This window comes from Acinetobacter sp. CAU_H_60, assembly GCF_058599385.1.
Genome location: NZ_CM178653.1, coordinates 390,423 through 413,042 on the forward strand (window position 1 = coordinate 390,423; position 22,620 = coordinate 413,042).

The window sequence follows — 22,620 nt, forward strand, 5'->3', positions numbered from 1 at the left end:
AAAAGAGCGCGAATCAGCGCTCTTTTTTTATTGGCATATTCAGCTTTGCCTGTAAGATGGGTATGCATTTCAAATTAGTATAAAACCTATCACGCGGCCGATCATATTCATGAAAACCTTTGTTCTAGCTCCAGATTCTTTTAAGGAAAGTATGACTGCCGAGCAGGCTTGTCAGGCGATGCAGCGTGGTATTTTGCAGGTCTTTCCGGATGCAAATTGTATCACTGTACCAATGGCAGATGGTGGTGAGGGAACTGTAGATGCATTAATTTCAAGCCTAAAGGGTGAACGAGTAAAGTGCCAAGTCACCGGGCCATTAGCCAGTCAGTCGATCGAAACTTACTTTGGCTTGGTTGATGCTGGTCAGACCGCAGTGATTGAAATGGCGAAAGCCAATGGGATTCATCTGCTCGAACCTGCTCGGCGTAATCCTATGTTGACTTCTACTCATGGCACAGGGGAAATGATCAAACAGGCTCTGGATCTTGGCGTAAAGAAAATCATTATCGGACTTGGTGGTAGTGTTACCAATGACGGTGGTGCCGGGATGGCACAAGCTTTAAGAGTCCGATTCTTAAATACTGCAGGAGAATCAATTCAGGTCTGCGGTGGTAATCTGGATCAGATTGATCAAATTGATTTTTCCCAGCTTGATGCCCGTTTAAACAATACAGAAATCCTGATCGCTTCAGATGTGAATAATCCACTCTGTGGGCTGAATGGTGCTTCAATGATCTTTGGGCCGCAGAAGGGAGCAACATCGGAAATGGTGCAACAACTGGATCGGAACCTGAGTCATTTCGCTGATCTGGTTGAAAAGAGCTTAGATATTTCTTTTAAAAACTTTACCGGCGCAGGGGCAGCCGGTGGGTTAGGTTTTGGGTTGATGGCGTTTGCAGGAGCAAAGTTGCAATCCGGTGTGGCGTTAATGATGGAACAAAATAGGCTAGCGGAAAAAATTGCAGATGCAGATTATGTTTTCACTGGCGAGGGCAAGATTGATCATCAGACCGCTTTAGGAAAAACTCCATTTGGCGTGGCGCAGGTCGCCCATCAATTGAATAAACCGGTAATTGCGTTTGCCGGTCTGGTCGGTGAGAGGATTGAGTCACTGTATCAGACTGGATTTAGCCAGATTGTGGGGATTAATCCACCAGATTGTTTATTGGAAGAAGCCTTAAAGAATGCAGAAATCAATCTGGAAAAAGCGGTTGTTCAAGCTGTTCAAAATATTCAGGAACAGGGTGTTTGAGTAAGATGGTCATTGCCGCAAAAACTTTATAAAAAGATAAATATATACGCGTAAGCAGATTTTACTTTTCAGGGATGAGCATCCTCAAAATATATTTTGAGTTCGCAAGGTAACAAAAATCCTTGGCTAGGTTGAGAGTATATCCCTATACCCCCAATCCAGTAGACGGCATCCATGCCGTCAACCCTATAGCTAATTAAGAATAAAAGTTCGGTCTGTTTCAGAGCAGCTCAAAGCTATAATAAGAGTGATCTGTTAAACTACACCTATCCACAAATTGATGAGTGACCATGAGTTTAGCCTCCCTGATTGATGAACTGAATCCGCAACAAAAGCAAGCTGCGACGACAGAAGCAAAGCACAGTTTGGTTTTGGCTGGGGCAGGCTGTGGCAAGACCAAAACTATCGTGGCACGTGCAGCTTATCTGATTGATCAAGGCGTACCAGCGAATCAGATTCAGATTCTGACCTTTACTCGTCGTGCGGCGAGTGAAATCGTGGCACGGGTGGAACTGGCACTCGGTGAACAGGCCAAAGGCTTACGTGCATCTACGTTTCATACCTTCTGTATGTATCTGCTGCGCCGGATTCCAAAGGCTTTTGGTCTGGAACAGTTTTCAATTATTGACCGTGATGATCAGCTGATGATGTTCCGCCTGATTCGCGGGCGTGATGACAAGAAAAATCCGAATTATCTGCCGAAGCCACAGGAACTCTGTGACCTATATTCCTTTGCGCGGAATACCCGGCAAAAACTGAGTCTGGCTTTGGAGAAACAGATGCCGGAATATCTGGCGCTGAAAGACCAGATTGCCGACATCATGAAAGAATATGAAGCGCGTAAGCGTGCGCGTAGTTTTCTGGATTATGACGATATCCTCGCTGTGGTGGCGACTGCTTTGGCACAGTCTGAAGGTCTGGTGGACTATGTGGCTTCGATCTGTCGGCATATGCTGGTGGATGAAATGCAGGATACTAACCCACTGCAATGGGCATTACTCGAACCTCTCAAAGAACATATTAGCCTGTTCTGTGTTGGAGATGATGCGCAGTCAATTTATGGTTTCCGTGGTGCCGATTTTGAAAATATTCATCATTTCAAAGAGCGTATCCCTGATGCCCAGATTTTTAAATTAGAAAAGAATTATCGTTCAACCCAGGAAATTCTGGACTTGTCCAACTGGCTGCTGGATCAATCCGAAATCAAATATGATAAGCGTCTGGATGCGCATCGCGGTGAAGGCATCAAGCCAAAGATGCATATTTTCCCGAATGAGTTTGATGAAGCCAAATGGATCGCGATTGATATTAAAGAGCGCCACTATCTGCAAGGCAGCAAATGGTCCGATCATATGGTGCTGGTACGTTCCAGTTATGCAGCGCGACATATTGAAGCAGCCTGTATCGCGGCCAATGTTCCGTATCGATTCATCGGCGGGATGAAACTGTTAGAAACTGCACATGTAAAAGATCTGCTCAGCCTGTTGCGTGTGGTTGCCAATCCGCTGGACGATATTGCCTGGATGCGTTTTTTAACGTTGTGGAATGGCGTCGGTGATGTGGGTGCCAGCAAACTGTCTCAACAACTTTTAGCTGAGCCAGAGATGGAAAAGATTGCCGACAAGCTAGAAAAATTCGGCAAGATTCCGCTAGAAACCATTCTGATCATGAAACAAATGGCGGTACTCAAAACCGAAGTACAGGCTTGTGTTGGTTTGGCGGTACAGGCGATTGAAGCACAACTGGCCGAGAACTATAAGAAAGACTGGAGCCGCCGTCAGGGGGATTTCGAATTGGTAAAACAGCTGGCTTCCAAGCATGCACAAGTGAGTGAATTTCTGGAAGAGTATGTGCTCGATCCGGTCTCTATTTCCGAAATTGAACGCCAGTCGGATACAGATGTGGTGACCCTCATTACCATTCACTCGGCCAAGGGTACGGAACAGAAAGTCTGTTATGTGGCCAATGTCACGCCGGGACAATATCCGCATGCACGGGCGCAAGGGGATTTCGATGATGTCGAGGAAGAGCGTCGTGTGCTATATGTAGCTTTGACCCGTGCACAGAATGAACTGATTCTGACCAAGCAAAACCTGAATCACTGGGCACGTGAAACGGTGGATGAGCAGGGGCGTAAAATTGAAAGCTATTTTCTCAATGATTTGACCCGCAATTTATGTGTCACAGAAACCCATTACAAAACCCGTCAACAGACTGTGAAAAGTGCTTTAATTGAGCGCCAGTCGATTAATTTAGATTTTGGGATTGATCTCGATTAAACTATCCCTTCTGGGTTTGACGCAAAAAGTAGGGTAGGCACGTGCTTTTTGATTATTTTTGCCTATCTTCTTAAGGTTATCCGATGAAAATTTTAGTTCGTAACTTGGCACGTACAGTAACAGAAGCTGAATTGCTGACCCTGTTCCAACAGTACGGTACTGTTGAATCTTGTGCGCTAGTCATGGATGCAGAAACAGGCAAGTCTAAAGGTTTTGCTTTCGTAAAAATGCCACATGGCCGTGAAGCTGTTAAAGCAATTAAAGGTTTAAATACACTGCGCCTGCATGGTCAGGGGATTCGTGTGAAGCAAGCTGAAGAAAAGCCACAGGCTTAAATAACAGCTGATAAAAAGAGCATGTGTGATGCTCTTTTTTTTGCCTTTAAAAAGGCTTGGATTTTTTACTGAAGGGTAAATATCAGCAGTCTGAAGTATCAAGATCATGCAGAATAGAGCGGCAGCGTAGACAATCTTGCATTGCGTAATACGAGCGGACGTTTTACTTTATAAGAGCCAAAATTTGTTTTAATGCTTAGGAAATCTCGATGACACGAGTTGCTCGCTATCATGCTGACCGTACCAATCAAAAACTTTATTTCGCCCGTCTGGCCTGTCAGCAGGCTGAACAGACTGATCATGTGCAGCAGGCACAAGCTTATCGTGAAGCTGCTGTATTCCATCTGCATGGGGCACTGCTGGCCTTTTTACAGGAACTGGTACGTTATTACCGTCTGAATGACCTGAACCCGACGCTGAAATCGATTGAAGAGCTCATGGCGGCTAAGGGTCAGGTGTCACCTGAAGTGACCGTATTACAGCATTTATCCAAAGATGGTTTTTTGGCTGAACTGAAACGTGCTTACCGTCTCTGCCAATATGCGCCAGAGCCAAGTTCGCCACAACCCGAAGACGAAACTTCTTCAAATCTCATCATTAAAGTCACACAGACACCACAAGCCTGGTTACCTGATACTGCTATATTACGAGAATGGCATCGTGACCTGACGCAGCTTATTGATGGTTTTCGTAATGAGATGGTTGAATTTTAATCTGATCAGCTGTGCTTGAAATTGCGATTATTAACCCTATATCAATTACTCTAATGATGCAAAGTGCAATCGCTCTTTGCCACCATGTTGAACATGGAGGATATATGTCTATAGAACAGTTGAAAGATTTATTTGGTAATCAAGACGCGATTTTGGAACTCGTTCAACTTGAAGGTGGCGCGTTGGCATTACGAAATGCGGGCTCAAAAAAACAGCCATTAGTCATGATTCAGTTTAATGACGAGGTGAAAGCCCTGTTGGGTGATCAAACGCCTGTGATTGCACAACACATGATTCAGGCCGCTTTATATGGTTTGCTGGAACAGCAGGTCAATGAATGGCAAGCTGAAGTTGTGGATGAAGAGCCCAAATATATGAGTTAAATTGCCTACCCTGGCGAGCAGGAAAGCACACTTGAAGTGTGCTTTTTTTGTGTTTATAAAATGAAAAAAATAGAGAATAAGAGAAAAAATTAAGTCTATTAAACAGAAAAGTAATCTGAAATTTTATGGTTTAGCGATCTGATAAATTTCAGTCCAATCAATAAAAAAGAAGTTGCCAATTTTGACAACTTCTTTAAGAAATCAGCCTGAATAATGCGTAGGTGGATGGTTATGCGCAATCTCGATCTGGTTCAAAATATGATTGCTCATATTTCTCGCCATTTCCTCTTTGGCATAGTACACCTCGCCAATATTGTCACGGCGAATCACTTCAGCTTCTTCCTTGCTTTCTGCACACAGCAGAATCTGAATAGCAGGGTTTAGGGTCTTGGCAATGTCCACGATTTTGTGGATATCAATAATATCCATCGGTGAGATTACCAGCAGACGTGCATGCTGAATATGGGCTTGAATCAGCACACCAGGTTCAGTTGCAACACCAGAAACCGCAGCAATGCCTTTTTTACGCAAGTTCTCTACGATCTCACGGTTTTCTTCGGCAATCACGACCTTGATGTTTTGTTCCATCAGTGACAGGGTAATCCGACGACCGACTTCACCATGCCCGACAATCACCACCTGATCGCGCAGATAGTCCTGTGAGACTTCATCCGGTAGCATGGCGAGCGGGTCACCACTACGCTCCAATAAGCGCGCCAGAGACGAACGTTCGCGGATCCATTTTTGTACCGGTTCTACTGCCGAGAAAATAAACGAGTTCAGGGTAATCGAAATCAGGGCACCCGCCAGAATCAGGTTTTGTCCATCGAGTGACAATAGATTTAGCGATACACCAAGTGCGGCCAGAATAAAAGAGAATTCACCGATTTGTGCCAGAGATGCACCGACGGTGAGTGCCGTATTGATTGGGTAGCGGAAGAACAGCACCAGTGCCATCGCTGCGATGGTTTTACCAATCATGATAATGCCGAGTACAGCCAATACATGAAGCGGCTGATCCATCAGAATACGCGGATCAAACAGCATACCGACGGACACAAAGAACAGAATCGAGAAGATTTCACGCAGCGGTAAGGTTTCTTCTTCGGCACGGTGGCTGAAGTCAGACTCTTTCACTACCATCCCGGCAAAGAACGCACCGAGTGCCATGGATACGCCAAAGACCTTATAAGCCCCAAAGGCAATCGATACGGCTGCAGCTACGACGGTTAAGGTAAACAGCTCACGTGAGCCTAAACGTGCCACCACCTGCATGATCATTGGCACTAAACGTTTACCAATAATCAGCATGAAAGCAATAAAGCCGGCTACTTTGAGCAAGGTAATGCCTAAGGTGATCCAGACATTCTGATCGCTACTACTACCTTCCAGTGCCTGACCACCGAGCAATACTGCGGTTGCAGGTAGCAATACCAATGCCAGAACCATGACAAGGTCTTCAACCAGAAGCCAGCCGACTGCAATTTTCCCGTTAATGGATTCAAGCAGGCCACGATCGCCCAAGGCTTTGAGAAGTACAACAGTACTGGCACAAGACAGGCTTAAACCAAAGATCAGGGCAGAGCCGAAATTCCAGCCCCAGAGCATAGAGACTCCGACTCCGAGCAGTGTCGCGACTGCAATCTGCAAGACCGCACCCGGCAAGGCAATACGTCTGACCTGCATCAGGTCATTCAGAGAAAAGTGCATTCCGACACCAAACATCAGGAACATGACGCCAAGTTCGGCCAGCTGGTTCGCCAGATGCACATCTCCGACCACGCCTGGGGTGTTCGGGCTAATCAGAATCCCGGCAACCAGATAACCAATCAGTGGGGGAAGGCGTAGACGTGCAGCGATATAGCCAAAAACCAAGGCCAAGCCAAAACCGACAGCTAACAGAATAATGAGCTCTACGTCATGTGGCACTAAACACTCCTTTAAAATAAATTTTATGAAATTTCAGTTTTTTATGGGAAATAAGCACAGAAAATGCCAGAAGAAACAGAAAGTTTATCAAGTCGTATAAAAAAAATGCAAAAAAAAACGACCGGGAAGGTCGCTTTTTTCAAAAAACTAAAATTATTTGATTTTAGCTTCTTTGAAGATTACGTGTTGACGGATTTTTGGATCAAATTTTTTGATTTCCATTTTTTCCGGCATAGTACGTTTGTTCTTAGTAGTGGTATAGAAATAACCTGTACCAGCTGAAGAAACTAAGCGAATCTTATCACGCATTGTCCTGACTCCTTACTTAGATCTTTTGACCTTGAGCACGAAGGTCAGCAACAACCTTTTCAATGCCCAATTTGTCGATAATACGCATACCTTTAGTGGTTAAACGAAGACGTACAAAACGTTTTTCGCTTTCTAACCAGAAACGGTGGTGGTGCAGGTTCGGCTCGAACCGGCGCTTAGTTTTGTTGTTGGCGTGTGAGACGTTGTTACCAACGACTGGACGCTTGCCGGTAACTTGGCAAACCTTAGACATGGTGTAACTCCATTGATTTAGCCAACAGCAAATCTGTATGGCCAGTCAAAAATAAACGGATTGAATTCATTCAAGGGGCGTTTTATATCAAAAATGCGCTTAAAAGACAAGCGATTTTGTCTAAAACGAAGCATGAGCCCGTGTGATAGCTCATGCCTTGATCATTTATCGAAGAAGTGTCTTCGAAATCAGCTTATGGATCGGCTTATTAAACGGAGGCAGAATGTATTTCAAGCTATACAGCTTAGGATTCGACATTACTGACCGTTCATGCGACAAACTGAAGAAGCCTTCTGGCCCATGATATTTACCCATACCGGAAGCACCGACACCACCAAATGGCAGGTCATCCTGTGCGACATGGGTTAATACAGTATTTTGCCCGAAATGCCCTGAATGGGTACGCTGTGCGACATAATCAGCACGCGCCTGATCAAAGTCGAAATAGTATAATGCAAGTGGACGCGGACGGCTATTAATAAAGTCGATAACGTCGTCAATTTGATCATATTCCATGATCGGCAAGAGCGGCCCAAAGATTTCATGCTGCATGATTTGCATGCTTGGCATGACATTGGTCACAATAGTCGGTGCAATTTTACGCAGGTCTGCTGGCGATTCATTACGTGGATTGATTTCAATAATCTGCGCGCCTTGCTCACGGGCATCATCCAGATAACCTTGCAAACGATTGTACTGCTTGTCATTGATAATCGAGGTGTAATCCTGATTATGGCTGATGTCCGGATACATGCTTTCAACACAGGCTTTAAAATGATCGATAAACTCGGCAGTCTTGCCACGTGGCAGGAACATATAATCCGGTGCTACGCAGGTCTGACCAGCATTCCAGAGCTTGCCCACAGCGATACGCTGAGCCACATCACGCAGGTCAATCGATGGATGCACCAGTACAGGGGATTTGCCACCCAGTTCCAGGATTACCGGTACCAGATTTTCTGCAGCTGCTGCCATCACGGTCTTACCGACAGCCGTTGAACCAGTAAAAATCATCTTGTCAAAAGCCAGTCGGCAGAAGGCATCAGATACCGTACCGCCACCATTCACCACGGCAACCAGTTCTTTAGGAAAGGCTTCAGCTAAGGCTTTTTCCAGTACCTTACCGAAAGCAGCCGATGAACTTGAAATCTTGATCATGGCATGGTTGCCCGCAGCCAACGCACAGATCAGAGGACCGATAGATAATAATAAAGGATAGTTCCACGGTGCGATGATGCCGATCACGCCTAGAGGCTGGTATTGCACCCAGGCTTTTGCCGGCTGGTGAATAATACCGACATGACGCTTGGACGGTTTCATCCAGCCGGTCAGGTTTTTGCTGTAATATTTAATATGTTCAAGACAAGTCAGTAACTCGCCAATTTTGGTTTCCCCGACAGAGCGGTTACCATAGTCCTGATTAATTGCATCGGCAAATTGATCTTGATACTTAACTAAGATACGCTTAAGCCGAGCTAAACGATCGATACGTTCCTTTGCCGTCGGCAGTGGGTAGCGTAAGTAGGCGTGTTTTTGTTGAGCCAGAATTTCATTGAGGTGCTGGCTATCAAGAAAATGTGGTGTCATTGAAGTTGTTTTTGTGTGACTGTTCATGCCGCACTACCATTATTCAAAATCGATTAATTAATTTTTAGAGCAAATACTCTAATTAGTCAAGTTACTTTGTGTGTTAGCCTTACTAATGCATGAACTGAATGGTTATTTTAGGATGTCCCAAACCAAAACGTTAAAAACCAAAGAGCGTATCTTACAGCTCAGCTTGCAGTTGTTTAATGAACGTGGCGAACGATCTGTAACCACCAACCATATTGCTGCTGAACTCGGCATGAGTCCGGGTAATCTGTATTACCATTTCCGTAATAAAAATGAAATTATCAAGGAACTGATGGAGCAGTATCAGCATCAGACGCTGGAAATGCTGGCACTTCCGGAAGATCGTGCTCTGGATGCCAATGATAAGATTCATTATTTTCAGGTACTGAGCAGTCAGCTTTGGGCTTATCGTTTTCTGCATCGTGATGTTTATCATCTGGTCGAAAATAACGAAGATTTCCGCAAGCTTTATCCACGCTTTGCTGGACAGGTCATGCAGCAGGGACAAAAAATTTATAAAGCCTTCGTAAATGCCGGCTTGATGGAAATGACCGATTCAGAAATTGAAGCGCTGATCATTAACCTCTGGATTGTACTGACCAACTGGACCAACTTCCTGTATATGTCGGGGCATATTACCGATTCCAACACTCTGGAAGAAAAATGGGTCTGGCAAGCACTGCGTCAGATGGTGTTTCTGGAAGGTGCTTACCTGCGTGGTGAAAGCCGTCAAACGTATGAGAGCCTGCTCAATTCGTTTGGTTCTTCAGAGCTGTTTGCCAGTCTATCGTCGCCTAAACCGCCTGAATCTGAACAAACTATTCAGAATATCTAAGAAACGCGTTAGAATACTCGGCTTATTTTTTTAATTTAACTAATTAGTGACCTTAACCAACATGAATATGACGACTGCTAATACCGCACGTTTATTGATTACTTGTGAAGACAAGCCGGGCATCGTGCAGGCTGTTTCAAGCTTCTTGTATCATCAGGGTGCCAACATTACGGCGCTTGATCAATACGCGACAGCAGCGCAGGGCGGACGTTACTTCATGCGTGTTGAGTTTGAACTGGACAATCTGCAAAGCCGTAAAGAAAGCCTGTTGCAGACTTTTGCTGCCAATGTTGCAGAGCGCTATGGCATGCACTGGCGTCTGGCACTGGTCAGTGATGTGAAAAAGGTCGGTATTCTGGTGTCTAAAGTCGACCATGCGTTGCTTGAGCTGCTATGGCGTCATGCACGCGGCGGTCTGCCATGTGAAATTACTAAAGTGGTATCTAACCATGAGACTCTACGTGAATCAGTAGAAAACTTTGGTATTCCGTTTGAAGTGGTTCCGGTGACCAAAGAGAACAAACGTGAGGCCTATGCACAGATTGATGAACTGATGCAGGGTAACGATCTGCTGGTATTAGCCCGTTATATGCAGATTCTGGATGAAGAATTCGTAAGTAAATGGGAAATGAAAGTGATCAATATTCATCATTCATTCTTGCCAGCATTCGTAGGGGCTAATCCGTACAAACAGGCTTATGACAAAGGTGTAAAACTGATCGGTGCAACTGCACACTATGTGACAGCTGATCTGGATCAGGGTCCAATCATTGAGCAGGATGTGGAGCGTGTGAACCATGACTTTACTGTGGAACAGCTGCGTGAACTGGGTCAGGACGTTGAACGTAATGTACTGGCACGTGCAGTGAGATGGCATCTGGAAGACCGTGTCATTGTCGACGGCAATAAAACTGTCGTGTTCCAATAAGCGCTTGCACCTCTGTTTAAAAAAGGCATACTTTAAGTATGTCTTTTTTGTTTGAAACAAAAATAATGGAGAAAAGTGGGATTAGTAGTTGCAAATGAAAACACTTCTCATTTATTATTGGCGTACTTTAATTGTGCTAACCGATGAGCTTGATAGTTTGTTTCACATCATCTCTTCGAGGTAAATAGATTTAATGAGTCAAGTTGCTGCTCCCATGACACCACCACCGTCAAATCAGATGAAAAAGAAAGTCGTTTCTATTCTGGCGGCGGTTCTGGTTGGACACGTGGGTCTTTTATGGGCAGTCAGCCAGATGGAAGCACCTGAACTGAAACAAGTCGATAAAGAACCTTTAAAGGTTCGTTTCGTCAAACTTCAGGAAGCCCCAAAACCTTTACCACCGAAGCCAAAGCCGCCAGAGCCTAAACAAGAGCCACCAAAGCCGAAAGAAGTTAAAATTGCAGAAAAACCGCTGCCACCACCGCCCAAAAAAGTAGAAAAAATTGAGCAGGTGAAAAAAGCAGAAACGCCTAAACCTGTTACTGCACCGCCAGTTGAAGCCAAACCGGCACCAAGCCCCGTGGTTCCTGCGGTCGTGACTGAAACTAAAAAAGTGGCACCTGCACCGGTTGCGCCACCAGCACCTGTCGCACTGCCGGCTCCACCTGCACCGCCAGCACCGAAAAGTGTTGCAATTGGCGGCGGCGTATCCTGGCAGCGTGCACCAAAAGTGTCGCTCTCGGCAGGAGAGTTAAAATCCGCCTGTTCGCTAGTGGTAGATGTATCTGCAAATGAGCAGGGGAAAGTGGTCTCTGCGACCGCACGAAATTCGAGTTGTAGTCCGGCCGTTACGCGCAAAGTTGAATCAGCAGTACGTCGTGCACAACTGACCAAATATGTTGAAAATGGTGTGGCTTATCCAACCCGAGTGGAACAGCCTTTCGATTTTCAGATTACCAAATAACGGCTAACCCATTAGGAGTTCGAATATGAACTTTTCAGTTTATTGGCAACACGCTGATGCAGTCAGTAAAACACTGTATTTCGTGTTATTGGCAATGTCGATTGCGACATGGACCATTTTTGTGCTGCGTTTGATGGGCACTCGCCAACTTAAACAGATTGCCTATGCTCAGTTATCTAACGCATTAGGGCAATTGAAAAATAAAATGACTCCTTTGGCATTTGAACAACGTAAAGCTGTAGCTGAACAGGCTTTACTGCGTCAGATCGCATTAGAAAAAGGCAATGCAGAAAAAGGTGTATCCGTCCTGGGTACTATCGCTTCAATTTCACCCTTTGTCGGTCTGTTCGGTACAGTATGGGGAATCTTCCACGCACTGGTTGCTGTGGGTAAGAGTGGTCAGGCAGGTCTGGCACAAGTAGCCACTCCAGTGGGTGAAGCGCTGATCATGACCGGTCTGGGCCTGGCTGTGGCGATTCCTGCGGTACTTGCATATAACATCTGTGTACGTGTTAACCGCACTTTAAGCAATGAACTGCAAGACCATGCGCATAGCTTATTGATTGACACCATGTTGCAACAGGATTCTTCTGCAAAGAAGGCTGATGCAAAAGTAACACAAGACAGTTTAGTTGGAGGTCAAGCTTAATGGCTTTTCAATTGGGTGAAGACAACGATACAGGCATGAATGAGATGAATCTTATTCCCCTGATCGACATTATGTTGGTATTGATGATCATCTTTCTGGTGACAGCGACCGTTGCGAACCCATCAATTCCATTAACCTTACCGCAAACCACTGCAGAAATTATTGACCTGCCACCGGAAAATGTCACCATTAGCATCAATGCAAAAGGTGATGTAGCATGGAACGGCGATGTGCTGACTCTGGAACAGCTTGAAACCCGTTTCAATGAGGCGAGCCAGGCAGAGCGTCAACCGACCATCGTATTGAAAGCAGATAAAGAATCACGTTATGACACCGTTGCTCAAGTGATGTCACGCGCGAGTGGAGCCGGACTCAGCGATATTGCTTTTGCAACCGATAATTAATTTTTTGCTCTCAATGAAAAAAGCGACTGATCTCAGTCGCTTTTTTATTGCCTTAATTTAATAGGGCATTTGATCAAGCAGAATCCAGTTTAATGAGTTTTAAGCAGCGTCATAAACTTGTGTTGTAATTTGTTCAACTTAGGTGGAATCGCAAAATTACAGTAGCCCTGATTCGGATTCTTGGCAAAGAAATTCTGATGATATTCTTCGGCAGGGTAGAAAGTCGGTGCAGGGCTAAGTTCAGTCACAATATTCAGCCCTTCAGCTTTCAATGAATCTATTGTGAGCTGTGCAGTTTCTTTTTGCTCATCATTAAAATAATAAATCACAGAACGATATTGCGTGCCGACATCATTGCCCTGACGGTTTAATGTCGTTGGATCATGGGTTGCGAAAAAGACTTCGAGCAATTGACTATACGTAATCTGATTTTCATCAAAATCAATCAGGATCACTTCGGCATGATTGGTATCACCGCCACAGACTTGTTCATAGGTCGGATTAGGATTTTGTCCACCCGCATAGCCGCTGACGACCTTCTGTACGCCCTGAAGCTGTAAAAATACTGCTTCGGTACACCAAAAGCATCCACCACCAAATAGTGCTTGTTGCATGGTTAAGTCCTCATCATTGTAGAGTGCTGATTATTGAATGTTCATATGAGTATGAAAGATATAAAGCCTGCACGACACAGGCTTTTTGTAGTCAGAACTTAGCGAGGCTGTACTGCACTTTCTAACTGGATGAGTAAATTGCCATGACGGTCCATTAATTTCAGGGTTTTACCATAGAGCTGGTAATGAGTCACTTTGCTCAGTGCCTCCTTAAATTTCTGATCCAGACCTGCATTATCCAGACAAGCCATTTCGGTACTCGCCATCTGGCTTAAGTTAAGGGTGTCTTTGCCGGCAGTGTAACTGCCCATGATACGGTTACAGCCATCTGCGCCAGACACGCGTTGAGTCGCTGCATCGAATTGCAGACTTGGAATATTGCGTACTGTCGGTGCTGTAGTAATTTCGGTATTACCAATCTGGTTCACAATCCAGGTGCGATTTTGCAGGAGCTGTAAATTATTTTCAGTTTTGACTGACGAGGTACTCGGTACGGTTTCACAACCTGACATAGCAAAGATTGAACCTAAAATCATGATTGCCGTTAATTTTTTTAGCATGAGAGAGACTCTAATAGTGAGTTAGCTATTTGTATATAAACAAAAAAATGCAATATATGCCAGTTGATTTTGTATCTTTCTTTAAGTTGTATATTTTATACAATTATCTGGAATCCGACTCAGGTAATCCTTGACGCAGGCGTTGTGAATACTCCTGACTGGAGATCTGACCGGTATCTCTAACTCGTGGATTAACGTGTGCACGCTGATACCAGGTTTGTATATCCCAGCGCTGATCTAGCGCTTTTAAATCATATAAATAATCGGGCAAATACCCAGAAGCCAGCAAGCGGTAATCTGAAGGAAGCTGTTGCTGAGATACTGCCTGAGCCATATCAAAGACCAGCGTCGTGCAGTTACTGCTCAGGGTGTTATACCATTTAGGCTCTTTGGCCAGTTCATCAGCCTTACGCAGATATTCTTTAAATAGGGCCTGAGCTTCTGCTTGTGGCATTTTTACCGGAAAAAAGTAAACCTGTTCACCACGAATATTGCTACGCGTATATACAATATCTTTCTCATCTGAGGCGACCAGACTTAGTTCATATTTTCGGAAGAAGCCACCAATAGCAGAAAATTTCTCATCCTTTTCTTTGCGAATTTCGATCGAGAAGGCGAGCGGTTTCTGATTGGCAAAATCAAAACTGACCAGCGTATGGGCAATTTTAGGTCCCATCCAGTAGGAGGTAATAATGTTTACCCCGGTAATGTCGTTTAGATCAAAACTGCGGCTTTCCCAGCGTTCGATATACTGACCCTCTGCTTGCCAGTCAAAATTACGGATATTGTGCAAGGTGACTTGATTGCCTTGCTGCTCATAGGAGAGTAGCCGGGAAACCTCAGGATTCCAGTCCCGATCCTGACGAGGCTCCATGCTCAAATAAGCGAGTAAGCTGACCAGAAAGGCCAGCAGATAAAGCACCGTATCCACCTGTCGGGAAATCAGATGCTTGGTGAAGTAAATGCCCAAGACCACACAGGCAAACAGAAGCCAGAGACCGATCAGAATGATGCTGCCAATTTTGCCCGAGGGTTGTTGCACCCAGAGCATCAGGCTTAGCCAGAGACTTGAACACAGGACAAATAAACTAAATAGACTCCCTAATAACCACAGGCTCCAATGCTTTTCTGAATTGTCTTGTCCTTGCATGTTCAATCTTTTATAGAAAATAGGCTTTATTTTCTGTATGTTGCGAACTCAAATGCAATACCGGTTTTGTCATCGATATGTTGTTCTGATGCAACTTTTTTGAACTCGACCGGAATTTCCGGATAGTAGGCATGACCTTGTACATCTAGTTCAACATGGGTCAGTTCCAGACGATCAGCGATATCCAGAGTCTGTTTAAAGATTTCACCACCACCAATGATAAAAATAGCAGTCGGTTTTTCTGAAGTCTGCACATCGGCCACGGCTTGAGTCAGGGCATCTTCAATCGTATGCGCGACTTTGACGCCTTCAAAAGACCAGTCAGGATCCCGGGTAATGACCCAGTTCACACGTTTAGGCAGCGCACGGCCCATTGATTCAAGCGTTTTACGGCCCATCACAATCACACCACCTTGAGTGATTTCCTTAAAGTGCTTGAGATCTGCTGAGATATGCCAAGGCAAGTCATTGTCCTTACCAATACAGCGCTGCTGATCCATTGCCACGACATGAACGACTTCTAAATCCTGAAATGCCATACCCATACTCAAAAACAGATAAAAATTATTGCTATTAAAATGCAAAATCCCACTTTAAGCAAAGTGGGATTTGAATATTTTCCGAGGTTTAACCGAAATTAAACTGCAACGGGTGCCTTGATTCCTGGATGCGATTCATAACCGACAATTTCAATATCTTCAAATTTGAAATCAAACAGGTCTTTAACTTCAGGATTCAGTTTCAACTGGCATAGGCCTAAAGGCTCACGACTGAGTTGAAGTTTGGCTTGTTCAAAATGATTGGCATATAAATGTGTATCACCGCCCGTCCAGACAAAATCGCCTACATCCAGATCACACACCTGCGCAATCATATGAGTCAGCAGGGCATAGCTGGCAATATTAAATGGAACGCCAAGGAAAACGTCAGCACTACGTTGATAAAGCTGGCAAGACAATTTGCCATTATGGACAAAGAACTGGAACAGGGTATGGCAAGGCGGTAAAGCCACCTGACTCGCTTCATTTGGATTCCAGCCCGATACAATCAGACGGCGTGAGTTCGGATTGGTCTTAATTTCATTGATCAACCATTTGATCTGGTCAAAACCATCCTGATTGTAGCTACCATCTGCATTTTGAGTGGCACCAAAATTACGCCATTGATGGCCATATACTGGACCAAGTTCACCTTCTGGGCGACCAAAACGTGCGGTTTGTTCCGCAGTTGCCCATTCATCCCAGATGGTCACTTTATTATCCTGAAGATACTTTACATGGGTATCGCCTTTCAGGAACCACAGCAGTTCAATCACGATCGAACGGAAATGAACTTTTTTAGTGGTAAGTAAAGGGAAGCCCTTGGAAAGATCAAAGCGCATCTGATGACCAAATACCGAGCGTGTACCTGTGCCGGTACGGTCGCCTTTATCGCCGCCGTTGTCGAGGATATGTTGTAAAAGGTCAAGATATTGGCGCATAGGTCTCTCTTAAAATCTGTTGCAAATTGCTTTTCTTTGAATTGGGCAATTTAAAATTGCGCTCATCATAACATTTTTTTGAGTACTTCCGCATAGCAGTGAAAATGATTAAACATGAGAGAAAAGGGTATAAAAAAGCACCCATGATGGATGCTTTTTTATCATCTTTTTTTAAGCTGTTGGCTTACCGGTGTGTACCGTATGGATCAGATCGGACAGGTCATAACCCAGAGATTCAGCATAGGCCAGATATTCCTGTTTGGTTGCTTCATCTAGTGTCGGCTTACGATGCAGGAGCCATAGATATTTCATGTTTGGCTCACCAACCAATGCAGTTTCATACTTGTCATCCAGTTTGAGAATCCAGTAATCCCCTTTGGTAAAAGGTACCCAGCGCAAACCTTCAGGCAAGAAACTGACTTCCAGTTTGCCATGTTCTGCATCCACAATGGTGGCTTCCCCAATCGATTCATCCAGTTTACCCGCACCATCCAGACAACGGTTCTGGACACGGACTGTGCCGTTTTCATTCAGGCTATAGACTGCGGAAATATCAGTACTGTCTTCAGGCTGGTGTTTCATGGGCAGACGGGCAATTTCGTACCAGATCCCTAAATATTGTTCTAAATTGAAATTTGAAATAGTCTTTACATCATGACTTATATTTTTTTTCTTCCTCATCATCTCAATTTAAATTTACTAAATCAGTCTAATACGAGAGCTACTGGCCAGAATGATGTAATCCTGTAGTGAAATGTTGACTTTATTATCGTGAGTAAAATTACAGATTTAGTCAGAAAGGCGCTCAAATATTGATTTAGAAATAGTCTGAGCAGGATCGGTAGTAGATTTGAAAAGTTGTGAATTTATAACTTTTTTGTGAAAATTGTAAATTTTATAAATCTAAAAGAAATAACAAGTTAAGTAAAATTAAATAAATATGGAAAAATATATTTACATTTTTAACGTGAAAAGTAACATTTAACCGTCTAGTATTCACCGCGTGTTGAAGATTTGAAAGCCAAACTTACAGGCGAGGAGTACTTGGTCCAATATGATTTATGATCATCAAGTGAATATGAGCGAAGTGCATGCTCCTGTTCAAGCGAACGTCATAATTCGTTCCCAATCGGGACAAAATTCCAAACGTCAGCCTCAGCGCTATACCTCTGCGTCAGCTCGTAGCAAAAACTCTGAATCTCGCAAGACTTTCGGTGCAATGAACGGCCAGCGTTTCGATATTGAAAAATTCACCAGCTATCTGCAAGGCATTACCCGCAGTACCAGTACACAAAAATGTGCACGCAGTATTCGTGTCGGTTTGCAGTCTTCAGGCGCAAAAATTGTGAATCATCCTGTTGCCGCAGCTGACTGGGGCAATACTCTGCAGCAATTGGGCTATCGAAAAATCAACCTGTCTTTTGACCGTCCGAAAAAAGGTGATATCTATATTATTGACCGGACTTCACAGCATCAGTATGGTCATATTGCAGCGTATTCTGGTTCGGCCTGGGTTTCTGATTTTAAACAGAATGGCTATGCGGTCTATCGTAATTCCGATGTGAAATACACGTATTACCGTCTGGATTCATATCTTTAAATCAGACGCTGAAAATTTTAGAACGTAAAAATGAAAGTCGCGAAATGGTTCAATCTTCGAAGCGTTTCGCACGTTGATTATAAATCGACACGATAAACAGTCCAATCGCCACAAAACCCAAGCATTGTAGACCTAGCGCTATAGTTTCCCCGATCTCACCCGTTTTAGGTAAATAACCGATCAGGCTAATTACTGCCACAATCGGAATCGCCATCGTTAAAGCACGAAAACCTTCGGTATAAGGATTTTCAGGAGAAAGCTTTAATCTAAATTCACGCAAGACGTGCATCAGCATTCCAATCGCCAGACTTATTCCAACAAATATCGGACCCAGTTTCGCTACAGTCGATGCTATGTAAATTACGATACATACCGCAATAATAATGATGAGCTTGAGCTGACGGTTGCAGCGTTCGGAGTACCAGAACTCAAGCATGTGGGGAACCTGAATCCGACTTGTTCTGATTAAGCAAAGACAGAGGCGAAAACAGGCAGATCGCCAAAGCCATAAAGGCAATTCCCTGAGCGCCCGGTAGCAGAATTTCACCCTGTTTCATGTTCATAAAAATCAGGCTGATTAATAAGGCAATCGGAATCCAGGTCAGGACACGATAGAACAGGCCAGTCGGATTTTTTGCTGCGAAATGAATTTTGCAGTAACGACAAATCAGGAAAATAATTCCAGTACCAGCAAACATCAGGATGGCATCTAAAGGCAAAGGTTCCATCCAGTACAGACCTACGGCAATTGCAGCAATCACAACAAAGAACAGCAGTTTTTTCAGGAGCGACACCTGCGGATTGAACCAGAACTCAAGCATGATGATGTATGAACAGAAAAGATAAAAAGCACTTTAGCATATTTTAAATATAAAAAAGCGAGGCAGATGCCTCGCAATATTTAGGAAAATTATCCGTTATTTTTCTGTGGACCCCAGTCATAAACTTTCTTCTGATAGGCATACCAAAGCATCCACAGACCAACCAGGATCATTGGCAGGCTCAGGAATTGTCCTTTACTCATCCAGCCAATAAATAGCTGACCATTATCCGGTTCACGGAAGAACTCGACGATAAAACGGGCTAGACCATAGCCGGTCAGGAATACCGCAGAAACTGCCATACGTGGACGTGGCTTGCTACTAAACCACCACAGTACGATAAACAGAATCAGGCCTTCACAGAGCGCCTGATACAGTTGTGAGGGATGACGTACCAGTTGCAGCGGATCGGTTGGGAAAATCATGCCCAAGGCAAAATTTGGATCAGTCACTTGACGGCCATAGAGTTCACCACCAATAAAGTTACCGATCCGGCCAAACATCAGGCCTGTCGGAACGCAGGGGGCAATAAAGTCCAGCGTCTGGAACCAGGCCATTTTATATTTCTTGCACCACCATAACATCGCTAAAATTACGCCGAGGAAGCCGCCGTGGAAACTCATGCCACCGGTCCAGATCTGGAACAGCCAGAGTGGATTTTCCAAAAACTGAGAAAAACCGTAGAATAAAACGTAACCGACCCGGCCACCGATAATCACACCCAAAGCCCCAAAGAAAATCAGATCCGAGACCATATCTGGTGTCCAGCCGCGTTGTTTAGCGCGATAAGTTGCCAGTCCCCAGGCAAATAAAAAAGCCAAGAGATACATCAGTCCATACCAGTGGACTTGTAAAGGCCCGAGCGAAATTGCAACGGGATCTATGTTTGGATAGGTGAGCATTCCTGTTCCTTGTGATTCTGTTTTGCACAGATTTTAGCTGAAAGCGAAGAAAAATGTTGTACATTCAATGTGTAAAGATCGAGAGCATCAATTATGTGTATTGTGGCACTGGCTTGGCGAGTTCTGGATGAAACGCCTTTATGTCTGATTTCAAATCGTGATGAGTTCTATCAACGTCCAACCCAGGCATTATATGAATGGGAGAACAGTCCGATTATTGCCGGGCAGGATCTGCAGTCTGGTGGTACTTGGATGGGTATAACTACTTCAGGACGATGGGCAGTGATTACCAATTTCAGGGATGGTAATGACAAGAATAACTACCCAACTTCACGTGGACATATTATTCAGGAATTTCTGGAATCTGAATTGAAACCTATCCGGTTTGCTCAAGAGTTGGAAAAACGTCAATGTGATTATGCTGGCTTTAACCTGTTTGTCGGTGATCGTGATCAGGCCGTCTATATGAGTAATCGTGGTGAGGCGCCACAAGTACTGGCACATGGGGTATATGTGGTTTCGAATAGCCTGATGAGCGAAGACTGGCAAAAGACCCGGCATTTGCACAAGCGCTTTACTCAGGAGTTTCTGCCGATGCTTCAACAGCACAGCATCCCACAAGCGGATATATATCATGCTGCCTGGGATATTCTAGAAGATGAGCGTAAAGTGATTCCGGCACTATTGCCCAAAACCGGAATTAACGAGGAGATGGAAGAACTCCTATCATCTACATTTATTCAAAGTCCGGTCTACGGCACACGTTGTTCCAATTTTCTAAGATTGCATCAGCAGCATTGGCAATGGCTGGAAAAGTCCCAGCAGGGAGATAGTGCAGGACAGATCGTAGAAAAAGTCATTCAGATCATTGTATAAATAATAGTATTCATGATGATCTTGATAAAAAGATCAGTTTAAACAGTGAACTCTGAGAGTAGATAGGTGTGCTAGGATAAAGCCCATCTATCTATGCAATTTTCAGCTCTCCTATGGCACTGCTCCTTCCGCTTATTTCATTTCTGATTGGATTCTGGGGCGTTCATTATTTAAAGTCGATCCGTCCATTCATGGCGGCCTTGCTGGCACGTCTTTTGATTCCCTTGATTGTCATTTACAACATGGTGTTTTATAAGCCGGGCAGTCTGTGGCTGATCGGTTTTAGTATCTTTAGCTCACTGTTTCTGTTTGGCCTGTTCTTTCTTTTCTCCAAAGATAAGTTGAGGGCATTATGTTTTAGTTATTTAAATGGGGTCTGGCTTGGCTTTCCTTTTGCCTTAGCTGTATTTGGTCCGGATGCTTTAAATACTATTGTTGCTCTTTATATTGGCGGTTCCTTATTTGGCAATGTCAGTGCAGTGGTGGCAGTCAGTGCTGAAAAACAGGCTCCCCAATTCATTATTAAAAATATGCTGAAATCCCCGCCAGTGATTGCGCTTTCTATTGCAGCGATTTTGTCCTTCTGGGATTTCAGTGCCTATGAATCGCATCCGCTGATTCAATGGGGCTATGCAGCCAACAAGTTTCTGGTGACCTTTGCCGGGATGTGTATTCTGGGGATGTGGCTGAGTAAAGTCAGGATTCAACTGAGTGATTTAAAACGCAGTTTGATCTTGATTAGTGGTCGTTTTGTGCTGGCTCTAGGTCTGGCAGCAGGGACTTATGTGTTGTTGCCGATTCCGCATCAGGTCCTGACCTATGCTGTGATGATGATGTATTTCCTGCTTCCACCCGCAGCCAATATTGTGGCACTGGAAACCCATTATCAGGGCACAGGCTATTCAGCCAAATATATTGCTTCAGGAACGATTGCGAGTGCAATTTTGATTGGGGTGTATGGGGTGGTGATGCATACGGTGGTGCCGGGTTTATAGCAAGTCCCCCCTTTTATAAAGGGGGATTTAGGGGGGATTTTTGATAATAGGTAAATTTAAATCCCTCCCAACCTCCCTTTGAAAAAGGGAGGGGCTGAAAATGGGTTACTTCTCCAAACTTGCCTTAAACAGTTTCATCGCCTGACCACGATGGCTGATTTTATTTTTTTCTTCCTTGCTCATTTCAGCGCTGGAAATTCCTAGTTCAGGTAGCCAGAACAATGGATCATAACCAAAGCCATTTTCACCGCGTGCTGCTTCCAGAATTTCACCTTTCCAGATGCCCTGGAAAATTTGTGGCAGTGGATCTTCAGCATGCTGGACTAAGGCCAGTACACACACAAACATGCCTTCAATCGCTTCACCATCTTTGCGTAACGGTTTTAGTCTGTTTAAAAGCTTTTCATTATTGGCTGCATCATTACCATGTTCACCGGCAAAACGGGCTGAATAAATTCCTGGCATACCACCGAGCACAGGCACACAAATTCCTGAGTCATCGGCAATGGCTGGTTTACCCGAAATACGTGAAGCATGACGTGCCTTAATAATGGCATTTTCCACAAAGCTTAAACCATCTTCAATCGCATCTTCGATATTTAGCTGACCTTGAGGAATTACTTCAACCGGTAGATTAAGCTCAGCAAACATCTTTTCGAATTCCGCAATCTTGCCTTTGTTATTACTTGCCAGTACCAGAGTGCCTTGGGAGAGCCAGTCAGTTGAAGTCATATTAATTACTCATCTTTCAAATTACATATATACATAGTGTAGC

The 22,620-nt window shown here is 44.3% G+C and carries 27 protein-coding genes; 13 read left to right on the forward strand and 14 right to left on the reverse strand.

All coding sequences use genetic code 11. The features are described from left to right. Positions 1 to 109 precede the first annotated feature (109 nt). The 5 genes from AC4MBN_RS01820 (at position 110) to AC4MBN_RS01840 (ending at position 4,962) form a co-directional block, all read left to right on the forward strand. The gene (locus AC4MBN_RS01820; RefSeq protein WP_491880556.1) at positions 110 to 1,252 is read left to right on the forward strand and encodes a glycerate kinase; all 1,143 of its coding nucleotides are present in this window, start codon (positions 110 to 112) and stop codon (positions 1,250 to 1,252) included. A gap of 290 nt (positions 1,253 to 1,542) precedes the next feature. Continuing rightward, on the forward strand, positions 1,543 to 3,531 hold the full coding sequence (locus tag AC4MBN_RS01825; protein WP_491880557.1) for an ATP-dependent helicase: 1,989 nt from the start codon (positions 1,543 to 1,545) through the stop codon (positions 3,529 to 3,531). A gap of 83 nt (positions 3,532 to 3,614) precedes the next feature. Next, a complete protein-coding gene (locus tag AC4MBN_RS01830; RefSeq protein WP_491880558.1) occupies positions 3,615 to 3,866 on the forward strand; it encodes an RNA recognition motif domain-containing protein in 252 nt (83 codons plus the stop codon). A gap of 209 nt (positions 3,867 to 4,075) precedes the next feature. Next, on the forward strand, positions 4,076 to 4,579 hold the full coding sequence (locus AC4MBN_RS01835; RefSeq protein ID WP_180012678.1) for a DUF6586 family protein: 504 nt from the start codon (positions 4,076 to 4,078) through the stop codon (positions 4,577 to 4,579). Between the two features lie 104 nt (positions 4,580 to 4,683). Beyond that, complete coding sequence (locus AC4MBN_RS01840; RefSeq protein WP_004781893.1) at positions 4,684 to 4,962, forward strand: hypothetical protein; 279 nt, start codon at positions 4,684 to 4,686, stop codon at positions 4,960 to 4,962. Between the two features lie 201 nt (positions 4,963 to 5,163). Here the strand turns inward: AC4MBN_RS01840 and AC4MBN_RS01845 are convergent, their stop codons facing one another. The 4 genes from AC4MBN_RS01845 to AC4MBN_RS01860 all read right to left on the reverse strand — a co-directional run bounded on the left by AC4MBN_RS01845 (position 5,164) and on the right by AC4MBN_RS01860 (position 9,067). Continuing rightward, positions 5,164 to 6,891, reverse strand: a complete 1,728-nt coding sequence (locus AC4MBN_RS01845) for a cation:proton antiporter (RefSeq protein ID WP_005232299.1) — start codon at positions 6,889 to 6,891, stop codon at positions 5,164 to 5,166. 153 nt (positions 6,892 to 7,044) lie between these two features. Next, on the reverse strand, positions 7,045 to 7,200 hold the full coding sequence (rpmG, locus tag AC4MBN_RS01850) for a 50S ribosomal protein L33 (protein ID WP_001205031.1): 156 nt from the start codon (positions 7,198 to 7,200) through the stop codon (positions 7,045 to 7,047). Positions 7,201 to 7,216: 16 nt separating this feature from the next. Further along, positions 7,217 to 7,453: a 50S ribosomal protein L28 gene (gene rpmB / locus AC4MBN_RS01855; RefSeq protein WP_000048256.1), complete on the reverse strand. Its 237-nt coding sequence runs from the start codon at positions 7,451 to 7,453 to the stop codon at positions 7,217 to 7,219. 165 nt (positions 7,454 to 7,618) lie between these two features. Then, on the reverse strand, positions 7,619 to 9,067 hold the full coding sequence (locus tag AC4MBN_RS01860) for a coniferyl aldehyde dehydrogenase (RefSeq protein ID WP_180012677.1): 1,449 nt from the start codon (positions 9,065 to 9,067) through the stop codon (positions 7,619 to 7,621). 115 nt (positions 9,068 to 9,182) lie between these two features. Here AC4MBN_RS01860 and AC4MBN_RS01865 point away from each other — a divergent pair, with 115 nt between their 5' ends. From AC4MBN_RS01865 to AC4MBN_RS01885, 5 genes are all read left to right on the forward strand, one after another. Then, complete coding sequence (locus tag AC4MBN_RS01865) at positions 9,183 to 9,902, forward strand: TetR/AcrR family transcriptional regulator (RefSeq protein WP_034580311.1); 720 nt, start codon at positions 9,183 to 9,185, stop codon at positions 9,900 to 9,902. Between the two features lie 61 nt (positions 9,903 to 9,963). Beyond that, entirely contained in the window at positions 9,964 to 10,830 is an 867-nt protein-coding gene (purU, locus tag AC4MBN_RS01870; protein WP_005232297.1) for a formyltetrahydrofolate deformylase, read from the forward strand. Positions 10,831 to 11,023: 193 nt separating this feature from the next. Then, positions 11,024 to 11,794, forward strand: coding sequence for a TonB-dependent receptor (locus AC4MBN_RS01875; protein ID WP_491880559.1), 771 nt, complete (start codon positions 11,024 to 11,026; stop codon positions 11,792 to 11,794). Between the two features lie 25 nt (positions 11,795 to 11,819). After that, positions 11,820 to 12,443: a MotA/TolQ/ExbB proton channel family protein gene (locus AC4MBN_RS01880; protein ID WP_419363687.1), complete on the forward strand. Its 624-nt coding sequence runs from the start codon at positions 11,820 to 11,822 to the stop codon at positions 12,441 to 12,443. Further along, positions 12,443 to 12,847, forward strand: a complete 405-nt coding sequence (locus tag AC4MBN_RS01885; protein ID WP_034702344.1) for an ExbD/TolR family protein — start codon at positions 12,443 to 12,445, stop codon at positions 12,845 to 12,847. The genes AC4MBN_RS01880 and AC4MBN_RS01885 overlap by 1 nt, the downstream gene beginning before the upstream one ends. Before the next feature lie 89 nt (positions 12,848 to 12,936). Here the strand turns inward: AC4MBN_RS01885 and msrA are convergent, their stop codons facing one another. From msrA to AC4MBN_RS01915, 6 genes are all read right to left on the reverse strand, one after another. Then, positions 12,937 to 13,461, reverse strand: coding sequence for a peptide-methionine (S)-S-oxide reductase MsrA (gene msrA, locus AC4MBN_RS01890; protein WP_004781907.1), 525 nt, complete (start codon positions 13,459 to 13,461; stop codon positions 12,937 to 12,939). A gap of 98 nt (positions 13,462 to 13,559) precedes the next feature. After that, entirely contained in the window at positions 13,560 to 14,021 is a 462-nt protein-coding gene (locus tag AC4MBN_RS01895) for an META domain-containing protein (RefSeq protein WP_491880560.1), read from the reverse strand. Positions 14,022 to 14,124: 103 nt separating this feature from the next. Continuing rightward, positions 14,125 to 15,171: an Lnb N-terminal periplasmic domain-containing protein gene (locus AC4MBN_RS01900; RefSeq protein WP_491880561.1), complete on the reverse strand. Its 1,047-nt coding sequence runs from the start codon at positions 15,169 to 15,171 to the stop codon at positions 14,125 to 14,127. Positions 15,172 to 15,197: 26 nt separating this feature from the next. Next, on the reverse strand, positions 15,198 to 15,710 hold the full coding sequence (gene dfrA40 / locus AC4MBN_RS01905) for a trimethoprim-resistant dihydrofolate reductase DfrA40 (protein WP_419363679.1): 513 nt from the start codon (positions 15,708 to 15,710) through the stop codon (positions 15,198 to 15,200). 98 nt (positions 15,711 to 15,808) lie between these two features. Beyond that, positions 15,809 to 16,651 carry a thymidylate synthase gene (gene thyA, locus AC4MBN_RS01910; protein ID WP_034169878.1) on the reverse strand — a complete coding sequence of 281 codons (843 nt, stop codon included), beginning with the start codon at positions 16,649 to 16,651 and terminating at the stop codon, positions 15,809 to 15,811. A 171-nt stretch (positions 16,652 to 16,822) separates the two neighbouring features. Beyond that, positions 16,823 to 17,314, reverse strand: a complete 492-nt coding sequence (locus AC4MBN_RS01915) for a lipocalin family protein (protein WP_180002393.1) — start codon at positions 17,312 to 17,314, stop codon at positions 16,823 to 16,825. A 391-nt stretch (positions 17,315 to 17,705) separates the two neighbouring features. On the opposite strand from AC4MBN_RS01915, the gene AC4MBN_RS01920 reads away from it, so the two are divergent. Further along, positions 17,706 to 18,251, forward strand: a complete 546-nt coding sequence (locus tag AC4MBN_RS01920) for a CHAP domain-containing protein (protein WP_419363677.1) — start codon at positions 17,706 to 17,708, stop codon at positions 18,249 to 18,251. A 49-nt stretch (positions 18,252 to 18,300) separates the two neighbouring features. On the opposite strand, the gene AC4MBN_RS01925 is transcribed toward AC4MBN_RS01920, so the two are convergent. The 3 genes from AC4MBN_RS01925 to lgt form a co-directional block, all read right to left on the reverse strand. Further along, positions 18,301 to 18,687 carry a hypothetical protein gene (locus AC4MBN_RS01925; RefSeq protein WP_419363675.1) on the reverse strand — a complete coding sequence of 129 codons (387 nt, stop codon included), beginning with the start codon at positions 18,685 to 18,687 and terminating at the stop codon, positions 18,301 to 18,303. Continuing rightward, positions 18,680 to 19,072 (reverse strand): hypothetical protein, encoded by a 393-nt coding sequence (locus tag AC4MBN_RS01930; protein WP_159123610.1) that lies wholly within the window; start codon positions 19,070 to 19,072, stop codon positions 18,680 to 18,682. Before AC4MBN_RS01930 ends, AC4MBN_RS01925 begins: the two co-directional genes overlap by 8 nt. A gap of 89 nt (positions 19,073 to 19,161) precedes the next feature. After that, positions 19,162 to 19,974, reverse strand: a complete 813-nt coding sequence (gene lgt, locus AC4MBN_RS01935) for a prolipoprotein diacylglyceryl transferase (protein ID WP_180033533.1) — start codon at positions 19,972 to 19,974, stop codon at positions 19,162 to 19,164. A 93-nt stretch (positions 19,975 to 20,067) separates the two neighbouring features. Here lgt and AC4MBN_RS01940 point away from each other — a divergent pair, with 93 nt between their 5' ends. Together AC4MBN_RS01940 and AC4MBN_RS01945 are read left to right on the forward strand one after the other, a co-directional pair. Then, positions 20,068 to 20,850: an NRDE family protein gene (locus tag AC4MBN_RS01940; RefSeq protein WP_491880562.1), complete on the forward strand. Its 783-nt coding sequence runs from the start codon at positions 20,068 to 20,070 to the stop codon at positions 20,848 to 20,850. Positions 20,851 to 20,963: 113 nt separating this feature from the next. Then, on the forward strand, positions 20,964 to 21,845 hold the full coding sequence (locus AC4MBN_RS01945; protein ID WP_491880563.1) for an AEC family transporter: 882 nt from the start codon (positions 20,964 to 20,966) through the stop codon (positions 21,843 to 21,845). 105 nt (positions 21,846 to 21,950) lie between these two features. On the opposite strand, the gene rdgB is transcribed toward AC4MBN_RS01945, so the two are convergent. Next, positions 21,951 to 22,577 carry an RdgB/HAM1 family non-canonical purine NTP pyrophosphatase gene (rdgB, locus tag AC4MBN_RS01950; RefSeq protein WP_419363669.1) on the reverse strand — a complete coding sequence of 209 codons (627 nt, stop codon included), beginning with the start codon at positions 22,575 to 22,577 and terminating at the stop codon, positions 21,951 to 21,953. Positions 22,578 to 22,620 lie beyond the last annotated feature (43 nt).